Origin of the sequence: Pedobacter terrae (genome assembly GCF_900100705.1) — a bacterium.
Taxonomy (GTDB): Bacteria; Bacteroidota; Bacteroidia; order Sphingobacteriales; family Sphingobacteriaceae; genus Pedobacter; species Pedobacter terrae.
In genome coordinates this window covers 130,776-145,648 of record NZ_FNCH01000005.1, presented here as the reverse complement: position 1 = coordinate 145,648, position 14,873 = coordinate 130,776, and the positions used below count along the sequence as shown (strand labels likewise).

19 protein-coding genes are annotated in these 14,873 nt (G+C 38.9%); 1 reads left to right on the top strand and 18 read right to left on the bottom strand.

Going from position 1 to position 14,873, the window contains the following annotated elements:
* Window positions 1-4: 4 nt before the first annotated feature.
* The 12 genes from BLR60_RS08555 to BLR60_RS08500 form a co-directional block, all read right to left on the bottom strand.
* The gene (locus BLR60_RS08555; protein WP_090498776.1) at window positions 5-748 is read right to left on the bottom strand and encodes a phosphoadenosine phosphosulfate reductase domain-containing protein; all 744 of its coding nucleotides are present in this window, start codon (window positions 746-748) and stop codon (window positions 5-7) included.
* 40 nt (window positions 749-788) lie between these two features.
* Complete coding sequence (locus tag BLR60_RS08550) at window positions 789-1,007, bottom strand: hypothetical protein (RefSeq protein WP_090498774.1); 219 nt, start codon at window positions 1,005-1,007, stop codon at window positions 789-791.
* A 156-nt stretch (window positions 1,008-1,163) separates the two neighbouring features.
* The gene (locus tag BLR60_RS08545) at window positions 1,164-1,766 is read right to left on the bottom strand and encodes a hypothetical protein (protein WP_090498771.1); all 603 of its coding nucleotides are present in this window, start codon (window positions 1,764-1,766) and stop codon (window positions 1,164-1,166) included.
* 61 nt (window positions 1,767-1,827) lie between these two features.
* Window positions 1,828-2,052: a hypothetical protein gene (locus tag BLR60_RS08540; protein WP_090498769.1), complete on the bottom strand. Its 225-nt coding sequence runs from the start codon at window positions 2,050-2,052 to the stop codon at window positions 1,828-1,830.
* Between the two features lie 4 nt (window positions 2,053-2,056).
* Window positions 2,057-2,719, bottom strand: coding sequence for a DUF3164 family protein (locus BLR60_RS08535; protein ID WP_090498767.1), 663 nt, complete (start codon window positions 2,717-2,719; stop codon window positions 2,057-2,059).
* 47 nt (window positions 2,720-2,766) lie between these two features.
* A complete protein-coding gene (locus BLR60_RS08530; protein ID WP_090498765.1) occupies window positions 2,767-3,159 on the bottom strand; it encodes a hypothetical protein in 393 nt (130 codons plus the stop codon).
* Window positions 3,149-3,439: a hypothetical protein gene (locus tag BLR60_RS08525; protein WP_090498763.1), complete on the bottom strand. Its 291-nt coding sequence runs from the start codon at window positions 3,437-3,439 to the stop codon at window positions 3,149-3,151. The genes BLR60_RS08530 and BLR60_RS08525 overlap by 11 nt, the downstream gene beginning before the upstream one ends.
* Complete coding sequence (locus BLR60_RS08520) at window positions 3,436-3,813, bottom strand: hypothetical protein (RefSeq protein WP_090498762.1); 378 nt, start codon at window positions 3,811-3,813, stop codon at window positions 3,436-3,438. Before BLR60_RS08520 ends, BLR60_RS08525 begins: the two co-directional genes overlap by 4 nt.
* Window positions 3,814-3,815: 2 nt before the next feature.
* Window positions 3,816-4,046: a hypothetical protein gene (locus tag BLR60_RS08515; RefSeq protein WP_090498760.1), complete on the bottom strand. Its 231-nt coding sequence runs from the start codon at window positions 4,044-4,046 to the stop codon at window positions 3,816-3,818.
* Window positions 4,046-4,897 carry an AAA family ATPase gene (locus BLR60_RS08510; RefSeq protein ID WP_167354705.1) on the bottom strand — a complete coding sequence of 284 codons (852 nt, stop codon included), beginning with the start codon at window positions 4,895-4,897 and terminating at the stop codon, window positions 4,046-4,048. Before BLR60_RS08510 ends, BLR60_RS08515 begins: the two co-directional genes overlap by 1 nt.
* Before the next feature lie 51 nt (window positions 4,898-4,948).
* Window positions 4,949-7,042 (bottom strand): hypothetical protein, encoded by a 2,094-nt coding sequence (locus tag BLR60_RS08505; protein ID WP_090498756.1) that lies wholly within the window; start codon window positions 7,040-7,042, stop codon window positions 4,949-4,951.
* Entirely contained in the window at window positions 7,042-7,275 is a 234-nt protein-coding gene (locus BLR60_RS08500) for a hypothetical protein (protein WP_090498754.1), read from the bottom strand. The genes BLR60_RS08505 and BLR60_RS08500 overlap by 1 nt, the downstream gene beginning before the upstream one ends.
* Before the next feature lie 96 nt (window positions 7,276-7,371).
* On the opposite strand from BLR60_RS08500, the gene BLR60_RS08495 reads away from it, so the two are divergent.
* Window positions 7,372-8,277: a S24 family peptidase gene (locus tag BLR60_RS08495; protein WP_090498752.1), complete on the top strand. Its 906-nt coding sequence runs from the start codon at window positions 7,372-7,374 to the stop codon at window positions 8,275-8,277.
* 205 nt (window positions 8,278-8,482) lie between these two features.
* On the opposite strand, the gene BLR60_RS08490 is transcribed toward BLR60_RS08495, so the two are convergent.
* The 6 genes from BLR60_RS08490 to leuD all read right to left on the bottom strand — a co-directional run bounded on the left by BLR60_RS08490 (window position 8,483) and on the right by leuD (window position 14,800).
* Window positions 8,483-8,701: a cupin domain-containing protein gene (locus BLR60_RS08490; protein WP_208600602.1), complete on the bottom strand. Its 219-nt coding sequence runs from the start codon at window positions 8,699-8,701 to the stop codon at window positions 8,483-8,485.
* Between the two features lie 138 nt (window positions 8,702-8,839).
* Window positions 8,840-10,090 carry a threonine ammonia-lyase IlvA gene (gene ilvA, locus BLR60_RS08485; RefSeq protein WP_090498750.1) on the bottom strand — a complete coding sequence of 417 codons (1,251 nt, stop codon included), beginning with the start codon at window positions 10,088-10,090 and terminating at the stop codon, window positions 8,840-8,842.
* Between the two features lie 273 nt (window positions 10,091-10,363).
* Entirely contained in the window at window positions 10,364-11,524 is a 1,161-nt protein-coding gene (locus tag BLR60_RS08480) for a 2-isopropylmalate synthase (RefSeq protein WP_090498748.1), read from the bottom strand.
* A 10-nt stretch (window positions 11,525-11,534) separates the two neighbouring features.
* Window positions 11,535-12,626, bottom strand: coding sequence for a 3-isopropylmalate dehydrogenase (gene leuB, locus BLR60_RS08475; protein WP_090499007.1), 1,092 nt, complete (start codon window positions 12,624-12,626; stop codon window positions 11,535-11,537).
* Window positions 12,627-12,752: 126 nt separating this feature from the next.
* Window positions 12,753-14,216: an ATP-binding cassette domain-containing protein gene (locus BLR60_RS08470; protein WP_090498746.1), complete on the bottom strand. Its 1,464-nt coding sequence runs from the start codon at window positions 14,214-14,216 to the stop codon at window positions 12,753-12,755.
* Window positions 14,216-14,800: a 3-isopropylmalate dehydratase small subunit gene (gene leuD / locus BLR60_RS08465; protein ID WP_090498744.1), complete on the bottom strand. Its 585-nt coding sequence runs from the start codon at window positions 14,798-14,800 to the stop codon at window positions 14,216-14,218. Before leuD ends, BLR60_RS08470 begins: the two co-directional genes overlap by 1 nt.
* Window positions 14,801-14,873 lie beyond the last annotated feature (73 nt).

The window sequence follows — 14,873 nt, the reverse complement described above, 5'->3', positions numbered from 1 at the left end:
AAATTTAAGTGTTACTGCATGAGCAGCTAAATGCTGGCTCTGCTAAATCAATATCAAATAATGTTCTTTGTGAGTTTGCGATATGAAGCATTTCTTTATATGAAATACCTTTTATAAATGTTGCGCTATGCCCTTTTTTGTGATTGTTATTTTCAGCATCTATCCATTTGGAAGCCAGTTCTGGATGATGCTGCAATATTGTTATAATTGCATTTTTCCCTTTCAGAAAACACAAATCACAGTTTCCTAAAATTCTTGGGATTTGTAATCTATACGGCTTAGTCAGCCAGTACTGATCCACCATTTCTTTTGTGACACCCATATCATACAGTGGAAATTTATTGAAAACATTAACAAATCTTTTTTGATTTCTATCAACTCTATGCTTTTCGTCAAATCTAAACCCTATAAGGTTTTCAAATTTTCTAACACCTAAAGTCCGTAAGTATCGTTTTGCCGTTCTAACCTTCAAATCCTCTGTACAAATCCTTCTTTCTCTATTAGGTAAATACACTTTGTGATTAAGATATGCAGGAAACCCTTCCATACCTGGGCTTTTCCTATGCGTATAAGCGACACGATGAACCTTTATTCCTTCGTACAGTTCAAATTCATCTATAAACTTATACGTTTCAGGACTTTCCCACTTAGTATCTGTAAACAACACTATATCATCTGGCGTAGGCTTACCTAATATTGTCATGAGTGCCGATGTTGCCCCCCCTGAAAAATTGAATACTCTTTTCATATTATCGTGTAATTAGCCGATATTTTAGATTATCGGGTTTTTAGCCGATATGGCGCAAGAACACCACGGCTGTATTACTTTTCATTGCTTCAGGAAACTTACTTCCATGCTTGCGAGCGGTAACGTTGTACGTTGCAAAATCAGTTACTTTGGCTTCGCCTGTTATCCGTTCAAAAACCTTTTTAGTTTTATCGCTGGCTTTATAGAAAGTATCGCCAATTGCTAAAGCGCCCGCTGTAGTTAACTCATTCCTTTTCATTTCATTATCAGCTTATCTTTTATGGATAGATGCACGCTATCTTTAGCACACTTGCAATCACACGGGGTAATTACTTCTTTCTTGCAACCAACTAAAGCGGCTGCAAGAATTAAACAGATTATTGTTTGCTTCATTTTAAAGAGTTTTAAATGGGTTTTAAATAAAATAGATGTTATCAGGCGCTTCCATGTTTCTAAGCCGCTGCTGTTGATATTTATCTAACTGGCACATGAATATTTCTGGTAGCTGGTACTGCTGAAAATTGCCGCCTATCTCTGACACTATTAGTGAATGAATATGATGGTAGGCCGAAAGATCATCTTTGATATAAGCGGCATGTTCCATTTCTAAAGCACAACGATCATATTTTTTAATTTCTTTTAAAAGCTGACCATCTAAATAATACTTTTCGATAATTACCGATTCAAATGCATGTTCTATGCTTTCATATACTTCGCCTAACAGATTCTTAAGCGGCTTTATTACATCGCCTACGTACGCTTCAGCTGCATCATGCATTAGCGCTTCCAGCTTCATACCTTCAGGCGCTAAAGCGGCAACCAGCAAGCTATGTGCAGCAACGCTGTAATGTCCTAAAGTGTGACCGCCGAAACGGCAAATCCTACTTAGTGCGTGTGCAATATCTTCGCTGATAATCATTTCAGCTTTAGGGTTGTTAAAATCTACCAGCAGCCCACTGCGGGTATTAAACATACCTTTTCCACTATCGTGTACGTTGATTGGTGTTTTTGTGTTCATAATTGTTTTATTAAAAGTTTGCACCCGCCACGGTCTCGAACCGTGGAGATTGCCAATCGGGCTATTTAAAGTAGTGGGTAAAGGGAATGCTAATGCTGTTAACTATTTTCGCATCAGCCGTAGTAAACTGTTTTCGAACAATGACTAGTAACTGATCTTTTGCTTTTTGTTCAGCTTCCGCTTTTGTTTTCGCTTTAACCAGCGCTGTTGTTAGCGCTGGCTTAAATCTTACGTTGGGCTTATCTGGCTCGAACAATCTTAATTTGACTTGAAATAATTTTGCCATATCCTTATAGTTTGGCAAAGTCTAAAACGATAGATAACCAGGCATCATCAACGCTATCACGGTAGTAGAATTGAGCGTAATATTTAGTATGCGCTGGCACGATACTTTCTAAATAAAGTTCAATTCCCTTATGCCAATTTGCATTAGCAAAATCATCCTTCATTCCAGCTAAAAGCAATACATTGTCTTTATCTACTTTACCCTTCTTACGCTCCAGCAATTTTTTAATTAATTTGTTGCGTGGATCAGATTCGCTGTCATCACCAAATTCATCTGTTAAAAACTCCAGAATGTATTTTTCCGCTTGCGTAGCACGTTCATCGAACATAGTTGCATCGTGCCTTTTAAACTGCACCTTCATTGTGCTTTCACTGTTTTCAATAGTGAAAGTACCTTTGCCTTTCTCGTGGCGTGAACTGTGTTCCTGAAGCAGCTTATACATTGCTTCAAGATCATTGTAAGCATTGGTTTTAAAAGCCTTTAAAGCGCCGTTAAAATGCAGCGCACCGCCTACCAATTCATTTACAGTACCATCCCTAAGTATTTCGTAATCTTTACGTTTTTGGATACGCTGGCTTTGTTCTTCACTTTCTCTATCAGCCAATAGGGCTTTTAATTCTGCTGCTGATAATTCGTTTGCTGGTTTACTTAATGTTGCTGTGTTCATATTCTTCTGTTTTTAACTGTTCTTTTAATTCTGCTAATTCTGTGATCTTATCGTGACGGGCTATCCAGTCTATATACGGGTGATCCCGTAACCATGCCTCTATTTGGGCTATTTTTTGGTTTAATTCTTCCATAAACTTTATCTATTTCGTTGAATACTTTTCTTAATTGGTGTGATTCGTAGTGGTAGTTTACATCATCCATATAGGTGTTTTTGCAAAAAATATGGATGCATTTAGCTTCGATTGCGTTGAGCGAAAAAGCCCAACTATTATTATTGCAGTATATCTGAAGTGATTTAGCCTGAAGCCTGATGAAAACCTTATTTACAATTTCCTCAAAAACCTCCTGCTCAATCGTTTCAGCGGGGAAGCTATCCAGCATCAAACCCAACATCTTTACCACCCCTTCCAATTGTTCCTGATTTGCTTTAAATCGCATCTTCTATTTCCGTTATTTTGGCTACGCATGCCAAATAGTTTTCTTTAAATGATTTGTCGTTACCTAACAGCCTATCTGCATTTTTAAGGGCTTGCCCTGTACCTGTTCTATTGCGGGTAAATAATTCGGCTATCCTGCCAGCACTCCAGCCTTCTTCGTGCAATAGGAGCGTTAAAAGATAACGGGGCTTAATTACTTCATCCTTACGTGTAGCCTTCATTTGCGCTACTGTAAAGCCCGTTTGCTTTTCTACAATTGCAATAACATCAGTGCCTTTCATACCCGTACAGATTCCTTATTTACATCGCCAATCATGTACGCGTAGCTTTGCTCCATGATGATTTTATGAGGCCAGAACGTAAAGCCATCCACCGCATTCAAATCGTTGTATTTGCGGCGTAGCCAGTCTAAAGGCCAGCTACTGGCATCAGCTACAAATTCGGCATCCCTTGCGTTCCAATGGTTAACCCACCATTTCCAGAAAAGCGGGGCTTTAGCCACGTTGTTAACGCTCCACAAATCACAGCAAACCACTTCGCGTAAATACTCAAGCCCTTTATTTTCTTGGTATTGGGTGTAGTCATCTAATGACCAACCCAACAGCTGGCAAACTCTTTGTTTGTTAGCTTCGGTTATAAATTTTTGTGCGTTCATATTTAAAAAGGTATTTTAGTTTGAGTGTATTCTAGTGGTGAAATGATATCGTTTTCTGTCTCTATTCTGTGTGAAATTGCAAAGCCATCTTTTTTCCAGCATTGCTTTTTACCTTCACAGTCTACCCTCGTAGGGTCTTTAAAGGAATACCCGAATGAGCATTCTTCAAATATTAAAACTCCAGTCTCCCTACCGTTTCGAGTTAAATACCTTTTTCCTACCTGAAGTTCCATTATGCAGCCTCCTTTCTTAGAAAAGCCTTAACAAGGCGTTTTATACGGCGTATATCGCCCTCGCTTTGGTTAGTGATCCTGATTATTTCGCCTTCTTCTTTCACGCCGTTGGCCTTAATGATTTCGGCTAAATCTCTATCAGTATTATTCGGCAACTCAACGAAGTTTCTACCGAAACGGCTATAAATTTCTTTGTACCCTTTACGGTTAGCGCTAACACCTCTAGTAATTCGTTTTTTAAAGAAATCTGTAGCCTGAAGCACGATGCCGCATTTATCTTCAGTAGTATTATAGATGCTTATAAAGAAGTACAATACCTGATCATTCAGCTTATCAACTTCATCCAGAATAATTAGCGGTTTTTCGGCTTTTAGAATAGAATTTAAAACCTCATTCATTAATTCATGAATGGTGTAGCCGCTACCGTCTTTACCCATTGCGGTAAGTAATTCAACTAAGAAAGTTTTGCGGCTAAAATGCTCTTTACACACCACGCGGTAAACATTCGGGTGTTCAGTAAATAATGTAGCAGGTTGAGATTTTCCGCTACCAGCTGGCGCAACTACACAAAACACTTCGCTAAAATCTTTGGCATCAGAGTATAGCTGATGCAATTGTTTTACCCTGCGAACGTTTGTAACAACCTGCCAGCCATCTAAAGAAACAGTTACTTGCTTTTGAATGGATAACCACATCGTTTCACCGATATTATCCCATTTATCAGCCAGAATATTGCTAATCGTAGCGTTTGAAACATTGGTTAACCTTTTGCTTGCTGCATTCTGGCTACCGATTTTAGCCACGTAATTGGCTAATTCATTTTTAATTTGTTCTTTTGTTACCGTATTCATAATACACATTTTAAAAGTTTAGCTGCCACGCCCACCGTGGCGGCTTTTTTATTAATAAAAATCTCTTATATCTACATCTTCAGTTTCCGCTTCAGCAATAGCTAAAACTTTCTTAGATGCTTTAATTTTTTTCTTAGCTTCAGGTAGCACCACTGTTGGCGCTTCGATTTCTTGCGGCTGGTAAAGGTTTTCTAAGTATTCACGCTCCGCTTCGTTTTTCAAATCCTTAAGCAATACCCCGCCTTGCATTAAGCCTTCTACGTTGATGTTTGGTAAAGATTTTAGTCGGTTTTGAATGGTTTCTGCCATCAAGCGGTTAATGTTTTTCTTTTCGTCAAACAGCCCCTGTATTCTGGCATGGTCACCTTCTTTATAGTCAGCGAAATTGGATGGTACGAAGTCGTATTTTGGAGCGATAAAGCTTAAGCCTTTACCATCCGTTACCATCATTTCGTTAAGGTTTTGAGGATCATAAATGATATCCACCTTTTTACCGTTGTTTTGCCAGATTACTTCGGGCGGAATGTTTAAAGTGATCTTTTCGCCGCCTATAACTGGTTTTAAGCCGCTTTTGGTAATTGTTGCATCGTGTTCGTACTTTTTACCAAATAATTGAAGTTTTAAGCTAACATCAATGGCCTTTTGCTGGCTTTTTTCAGATGCATGGAAAGCATTTAGCCATTCAGATTGGCGGCTAATACCCGTTTTAGGGTTAGCTTTCATGCGCATAACGTTGATGAAACTGGCTACAACTTCCGGCATTCTGTCAATGCTTGGATAGTTTTTGCTTGCTTCTACAATGTATTCAGCGCTCAACCGCTCTTTAGCGGTAATATTCTGACCTGCATAGTTATTAGTTGGCATTACCTTTAATACTTGGTGCCACTCTACGCCAAATGATCTTTCAATGTATTTACCTTGCGGCACGCCATGAGATTGAGGCGTAAAACGGGCAACTTTTTTATAAAACTGACCTAATTCATTTTTATGTTTTACATCTAATCCCCATCTATCAGTTTGTAACTGATGTGGAAGATAATAGCCGCCAGTAAGTTCAGCGATATGGTTAATAGCATTTCTAAATGCTGAATAAACAAGTTCATGAGTAACAGTATCACCAACGGCATAACCTAAGACATAATCATTGTAAGTGTCAATGATCACGTATAACATCGGGCGGTAATGCTTGCTTTTTTGTACTTTACCATCAGCCTTCAGCTTCTCAACTTCAAAGAATAAATCTAAACAGTTATCATCGGCGTTAATAAATAGCAGTGGTGCAGTAGCACGTTTACGCTGTATATCTTTGGTGTAAGTATTAGCGGCTTTCTTTAAACCATCCCTTAAAGGCGCAATAATATGCTCATTATTACGGGCGAAATAGCCAACAGCCCCAACGCTTATGGTTGGTTTATCTGCTTTCTTAGCCCAAAGGTTATAGGCAGCAGCAATAACAGTATTATCTTGTTTGCGTGGATCACTAAGCATTTTTAAAAGCAATGCTTCGCTTTCTTCATCTTTGATTTTAGTAGAATGACTATTGCCAAACTTGCTTAAATCCACTAATGATGCATAACGATCTTCCGTATCAGCAAAAGCTTTATATTCTTTAACTTTTTCTTTAAGTCTTTTTGGCGCACTTGGAAGTTTAACACCCTCCTTTAAAATCAGCTCACTAACCGTATCCCAAAAATCCATTACCGATAGATTTAAAAGCTGTTTTAAAGCCCTTTTATCATTTGTTAAACGGTCTATCATATTTAACCAGCTGGCGGCTTTAGTATAGCGCTCAACATAGTTGATTTGCTCTTTACCCTTCGCGTTAATATTGGTATTTGGTAATTTGTCGCCGTTAGGGAGTACAAAATCGGAGTAGAAAGATTGAGCCATGTAATCCCAGTCAATTAAGTCTAGTATCGGCTGTTTTGCCATGTATTCGTAGGGGCTACCTATCTTTTTTACTATGACTTCTTTACGCTTTGGCTGCAAGCTTTCAAATTCAATAAACACTTTACGGCCATTGCCTCCAATGCCGTGAACGGTCATCAGGTTACGTTTCTTATCGCTTTTGTAGCTTTCAAGCCCAAAGTATGCGATATATTCATCGTAACTCAAACAAAGGATATTTGTGTTTAAATACTGCATTACCCTAGTTTTACAACCTCTTTAATGTGTTGAATCAGTGCATTTGTGCCAGTAGTCAATAAATCATCAACAACAGCCACTTTAGCGCCAGCGCCTTTTGATGCGTTACGGTCTCCCGTACGTACCTGCTTTACTAAACTTTCGCTACAACCAACGATTTCAGCCGTAACCGAGGCTGGTATATTGATTTCAGCCTTTTTTTGTTTTTGGTACATTTGGTTTTGATTTTTCATATCTTCGTTGCAAAAGTGTTTCTTTGCGACACAAATATTAGACAATAATCTATATAAAACAAATTTATTTATACAATAATCTATTTTATTTAACTAATGGCTTCAAAACGCCCTATAGATAGGCTTCTCGAATATCTTAAGTACAATAATATTTCTCCGAGTAAGGCTGAAAAGGCGTTAGGTGTGGCCAATGCTTATATACAAAATTCTAATAATAGGAAGGGTGAAATAGGAAGTTCGATACTTCAGAAGCTTGCGACTGAATATTTAGACTTAAATCTAATTTGGCTAATTACTGGAAATGGTGATATGCTGGCTGCCCCAAATAATGGCAACACAGAAAAAGCGAATACCCCTGAAGATAATAATGCAATAACAATACTTACTGGCATAGAATCGGATGGAAATGCCCCCCCAACTTCTGGCAATTTTGCCCCCCCAACTGCCCCCCCAACTACCAATTTAGGCTTACCAAAGGTTATCGCAATTAGTGAAAATAATGAAGACTTGGTAACGCTTGTAGGAGCAAAAGCGGCGGCTGGCTACTTAAATGGCTACGGCGATCCTGAATATATTGGTAACCTTCCAACTATTAAAATGCCAGGCGTGCGAGGTGGTACACATCGTGCATTTGAAGTAAAAGGCCATAGTATGCCAACGCTTCCAAATTCATCTATTGCTGTTGGCAGATGGACTGAAAGCATTGAAGATATACGCGATAGACGCATCTATATCGTAGTTACAAAGTCTGAAGGGATTGTAATTAAAAGAGTATTAAACCGCGTTCACGATACTGGAAAGCTTATTTTAATATCTGACAATCAAAATAAAAGAGATTACCCGAATATAATTTTAGATCAATCTGATGTTTTGGAATTATGGTATTTACGGGCTGGTGTTTTGTTCGATTTCCCAGAGCCAGGCGAACTATACGGACGGTTTAATGATCTGGAGGCTAAAGTAACTTTAATGGCAGAACAACTTCAAAACTTATCTAAATAGCGCACATTTTTAAGGCTTATACAAGATAACTTTAATAATCTTTTAAAACCTATTTAAAGATTACAAGATAAATCCAACTAAATACAAGAAAATAGAACAAGTCGTTTTATTTTGCTTTTTGCCTAAATATACGTTTAGGCTTTAGAATCGCACAAATTTTGCACTTTTTTATATATTGATAATGGAACATTTGGTTTTAACCCCCTTACATGCTTACTTCAAAACTGCCTTTGGCTACATAACTCATCTGCAAATGTGGGTGATTGTGAATGGTACCAATGGCATCTTTTTCAAATGCTACTTTAACTAACATCAGGTTGTTATCGTAAGCCATGATTTTGCGTTTTACGCCAGCCCCTAAATCTTCCCAGCTGATATCTTGATCGGAAATTAAGGTTTTGTTGGTTAAATCTTTGAAGTTCATTTTTTTATTTTTTGCTTAAAAAAAAGCGTCATCTCGACTGAAGCGCAGCTACTTTGTTGCACTCCGCTCGAAATGACGGACTAGGCTTAATTCTGTTTGCGAAAAACTTTACGCCCTTTGGGGTTAAATGTTAGACCCTTAAACCAAATACTCAAACAAAGTCTGATCCTGGTTTAGTTCAATAATTTCGAATTTAAAATCTTTCATGCGCTGCAATAAACTGGCGTAATCGTTTTTGTTAGAAAGTTCTATGCCCACCAGCGCCGGACCATTTTCCCTGTTGGTTTTTTTAATAAATTCAAAACGGGTAATATCGTCCTTCGGACCTAAAACCTCATTTACAAATAATTTTAAAGCACCTGGTCTTTGTGGGAAACGAACAATAAAGTAATGTTTCAAACCTTCGAAAAGTAAAGACTTCTCTTTGATCTCCTGCATGCGCTCTATATCGTTGTTTCCGCCGCTAACAATACAAACTATTGTTTTACCCACAATTTGGTCTTTAAGCTGATCTAATGCAGCCACAGATAGTGCGCCGGCAGGTTCTACCACAATGGCATCCTCATTATATAGTTTTAAGATAGTAGTACAGATTTTTCCTTCAGGAATTAAATGCATCTGATCAAGCAGGTCCTTACAGTACCCGTAAGTAATATGGCCGATCCTTTTTACAGCAGCACCATCCACAAAACGGTCTATTTCATCTAATGTATACGGGCCACCATGTTCCATAGCTGTAACCATGGATGGTGCACCCAGGGGTTCCACACCAACCAGTTTTACCTCTGGTTTTACAGTTTTCAAATAAGCACTCACGCCTGATGCCAGGCCACCACCGCCTACAGGCATTACCACCATGTCTAAATCTGGCAGATCTTCAAAAATTTCTACGCCTACGGTAGCTTGTCCCTCTATTACTTTTTCATCATCAAATGGAGGGATAAAAGTGGCCGATTTTTCGGCACTATAAGCCAAAGCTTCTTTTAAACAATCGTCAAAAGTATCGCCAACTAAAATTACTTCCACATTTTCGCCACCGAACATATAAGTTTGTTTTACTTTTTGTTTGGGGGTAATTTCGGGCATAAATATTACCCCTTTAATGCCCAGTTTTTTGCAAGAGTAAGCCACACCTTGTGCATGGTTTCCGGCACTTGCACAAACCACTCCGTTTATCAACAATTCCTGAGGCAAGGAACTGATTTTATTGTAAGCACCACGAAGTTTATAAGAACGTACAATCTGCAAATCTTCCCTTTTTAAATAAATATTGGCATTATAGAAAGAAGAAAGTCCGGCATTAAACTCAAGTGGGGTACGTTTTACCACGTTTTTGAGTCTTTCTGATGCAGATTTAAAATCTAATGTATGTGGTGTTGTCGTATTCATTTTTTTAGTATCAAGTAGAGAGAATCAGGTATCTAGACTGGTCTTCTCTTATATTTTTTGTAAAGCAGGGTTCGGTATTTCATCGGTTGCGGCTGTCCTGCTTTACATTTTATTCCGCTGCGCTTCATGCTCATTTCATCCGATAGCTATCGGATCAGGTTTAAGAAGCTTATTCAGTGCAATAAAGTTAGACGCTTACCGCTCAACGCCAAACCCTGAGCCTTTAGGCCGTTCGTTTGTCGCTTTAAGCTTTAGTCTTTAACCTTTCAGCTTTTAGGCCAAATGCAACGCAACCAATTGATTTAAGTCCTGGTCGTTAATGCCTTGTTTGCTATCGGCTAAAATTAAAAACTGTTTGTAAACAATATCTAAGTGTTCTTTTTCCAATTGATGCCCTAATCGCTCTAAATGATGTTTTAAAGCATGGCGACCGCTTCTTGCTGTTAAAACAATAGTCGCATCAGGAAAACCAACATCTTCCGGTTTAATAATCTCGTAGTTTTCGCGGTTTTTTAAGAAGCCATCTTGATGGATACCCGAACTGTGCGAAAATGCGTTTCCGCCAACAATCGCTTTGTTGGGTTGTACCGGCATATTCATCTGGTTTCGCACCATATGGCTCATTTCGTAAAAACGGGTGGTATCGATCTGGGTATTCAAACCTAGAACTTTGTGCGTTTTCAAAATCATGACCACTTCTTCCATTGATGTATTGCCTGCACGCTCACCAATGCCGTTAATGGTACATTCTACCTGGCGGGCACCATTTTGTAAGCCGGCAATAGAATTTGCCGTAGCTAAGCCTAAATCATTGTGGCAATGCACCGAGATAATGGCTTTATCGATATTTTTTACGTTTTCTTTTAAATAAAGGATTTTAGAACCATATTGATCTGGCAAACAATACCCATTGGTATCTGGAATATTTACCACAGTAGCGCCGGCAGCAATTACCGCTTCAACCATTTTGGCCAAAAATTCAATATCGGCACGGCCGGCATCTTCTGCGTAGAACTCCACATCTTCCACGAATTTTTTCGAATACCTTACGGCTTCAACAGCGCGTTCTAAAATTTCTTCGCGGGTACTGTTAAATTTATGCTTGATGTGGAAATCAGATGAGCCGATACCGGTATGAATACGTGGCCTTTTGGCATAACGCAGAGCATCTGCAGCAACATCGATATCGTTTTTATTTGCACGCGTTAAAGCACAGATAATCGGGTTGGTAACTGCTTTTGATAATTCAATTACACTGTTGAAATCGCCTGGGCTTGATACCGGGAAACCAGCCTCAATCACATCAACACCTAAAAGCTCGAGCGATTTTGCGATTTCTATTTTTTGGTTTGTATCTAACTGGCAGCCTGGAACCTGCTCACCGTCACGTAACGTCGTGTCGAAAATATAAACTTTGTTTGGGTCGTGAATCATAATCTTGCGTTTAGGAGTTGATTAATTTTTGAGATAAGAATTTAAGTACCAGTTTACCCATTTCGGCGGTACCCAAAACTTTAAAACGGTTAGTGCTTTGGTCGGCAATATCGTGCGTTCTAAAGCCTTCTTTTAATACCTGGTCTATGGTGTCAACCAATAATTTGGCTTCTTCTTTTAGTCCGAAACCAATTTCCAGCATCAGTGCTGCCGATAGGATAGAGGCTAGCGGATTAGCTAAATCTTTACCGGCAATATCGTGCGCAGAACCATGGATGGGTTCGAAGAAACCAGTGCTCTCGCCAACAGAAGCCGAAGCCAGCATCCCCATCGAACCTGCAATTTGCGAAGCTTCATCGGTTAAAATATCCCCAAATAAGTTGGCGGTTAATACTACATCGAACTTTTTCGGATTTTTGATCAGTTGCATGGCCGCGTTATCGATAAACATATGCTCCGTTTCTACATCAGGATATTGTTTGGCAATTTCCTGAACGGTTTCACGCCATAGGCGTGAGCTTTCCAAAACATTGGCTTTATCTACTGAGCATAACCGTTTGTTGCGCTGTTGAGCCGCCTGATAAGCTTTGTGCGCAATACGCTCAACTTCATAACGATGGTAAATCATTAAGTCAGAAGCCGTATTTCTGTCTTCAGAACGTGTTTTCTCACCAAAGTAAACATCGCCGGTTAACTCGCGGAAGAACAAAATATCCGTTCCCCTTAAAATTTCGGGTTTAATGCTTGATGCCTGAAGAAGTTCATCAAATAGTAATATCGGGCGGAGATTGGCAAATAGGCCCAGTTCTTTGCGGATTTTTAACAATCCTTGTTCTGGTCTAACTTTTAAACTGGGGTCGTTATCGTATTTAGCGTGGCCAATCGCTCCAAAAAGGATGGCATCGCTTTTTCTGGCACTTTCTAAAGTTTCATCCGGCAGAGGCTCACCCGTAACTTCAATCGCTGCATGGCCCATTAAAGCCTCTTCAAATACGAATTCGTGACCAAAAATCTCAGCAATTTTTTCTAATGCTGCTTTTCCCCAAGTGGTAACTTCGGGTCCGATACCATCTCCAGGTATTACTAAAATGTTCTTCTTCATTGTTGACTTCTCTTTTGCTGTTACAGTTTTACCATGAATTTTCAAGATTAATTTCTGCTATGGTTGTATCTTTACAAACCATTAAATTTAATCTGGGTCCATCCTTTTAATCTGGTTAATTTTGCATCAGCTTAATATTTCTGTATTTAAACTTTCGACGACTTTTACCCCGCCTTTTTCTAACAATATTCTTTTTTCTATGCAGGTTGGCAGCTGCGATTCAAAATGGCCAACGTAAATTAAGGTCATCCCATTGCTGCTCAATTCATCAACCAATTGGTTAAAATGTTTTGTCTGCTGTTGGTCTAAGCCCTGGCAGGGTTCGTCCAGAATTAAAAGCTCCGGGTTTTTTATAATCGTCCGCGCTAGCAATACCAGCCGTTGTTTGCCAAGTGGGAGCGCGGTTAATAATTCATTTTTACTTTCAGTGAGGCCAAAGTATGCTATCAGTTCATCTACCTGGGTGCTTTTGGTATAAGGCAACTGCTGGAATAAACCTACAGTATCGTAAAAACCAGAGGCAATGCTTTGCCAAACAGTAGCCGTGGTATCGAAATACCAATGAAACTCAGGTGATATTAAACCGATATGTTGTTTAATGTCCCAAATGCTTTCGCCGCTTCCACGTCTGTTGCCAAATAAATAAAGTTCGTTGGCGTAAGATTGTGGATGATCACCGTTGATCAGGCTTAGTAAGGTTGATTTTCCTGAACCATTATGCCCCTGTAGAAGCCATTTTTCTCCAGCTTTAATTTCCCAATTGATGTTTTTTAATACCTGTTTTTCACCATAGCTGATGTTTACATCAACCATTTTAACGATATCCTGAGAACTGTAAAGAGGTGATGCTTTTAAAAATTCCGGAATTTCTCTTAAATGGATTTCGGTAGTTGAATTTTCTAAAGTGTCTGCTTCAACCAATTTCCCCTCTCTTATTTCAACAAAAGAATGAATGGAATTTGGTAATTCGCTATCATTACTGATCAATATCAATTGCACGCCTTCTTCAGCTACCTGATCCAATAGAATGTTCAGGTTTTTACGCGAAGCAGTATCTAAACCTGTATAAGGTTGATCGATAATTAACAATTGCGGTTTTAACCAAAGTGCTTTTACCAGTTGTAATTTTTTATGTTCGCCGCTGGATAATTCGATTAATTGCGAACTGGCAAATGTTGCAAAGCCCAAAGCTTCTAAAATCGGTTCAACCTGATCGAATTGAAGGTCTTTTTCTTTGCCATAACTCACCAATTCTGCATGAACGGTTAAAGTATCATTAGCCTGTAAACTGGTGTACCGTTGCTGATAATAAAAATTGGCTACACCTTCTAAATTTTTAAACTGGTACCAGCTTTCCACATAAAGTACCTCTTGAGGAAGTTCACGCAGCTGATCAAAATTAATTTCTATGCTTCCCTGGTAAGAGACGAGGCCTGCAATGGATTTGGCCAAAGATGTTTTTCCGGTTCCGCTTTTGCCTCCTATAGCATAGTTTTCACCAATATTCATTTCCCAATACAAATCCTTAAGTACCGCTTTGTTGCGGTAACCCAAATTTAAATCCTGTATGTAAACGAATGGTTTATCCATTACCTGGCTTGTTCAAATTCTTCAATTAATTGTTTTTGGTTTAAGATGAAATCGATATCATCGTAACCATTTATCAGGCACGATTTTTTGTAAGGATTAATCTCGAAAGATTCTTTAGCACCAGTTTCTACAATGGTAACGGTTTGATTTTCCAGATCAACTTCTAGGGCTGATTTTGGATTGCTGTCAACCGCTTTGAAAATTTGTGCCAGGAAGGTATCGCTTACCTGGATAGGTAACAAGCCGTTGTTCAGGGCATTGCCTTTAAAAATATCGGCAAAAAAGCTGCTGATTACCGCATCAAAGCCAGCATCCTGAATAGCCCAGGCGGCATGCTCGCGACTACTACCACAACCAAAGTTTTTGCCTGCAACTAAAACCTGACCGCTATAGGTGGGGTTGTTCAATACAAATTCTGGTTTTGGTGTATTATCTCCATTGTAGCGCCAATCGCGGAATAAGTTTTCACCGAAACCTTCGCGGGTAGTCGCTTTTAGAAACCTGGCAGGTATAATCTGGTCGGTATCAATGTTTTCTATGTTTAAAGGCACTACTGCCGATGTTAATTTTGTGAATTTTTTCATTATTAATGATGATTACACAGATTTAAATGATTTCACCGATTGGGGTGATTCATTGATTTAATATTTATTATAA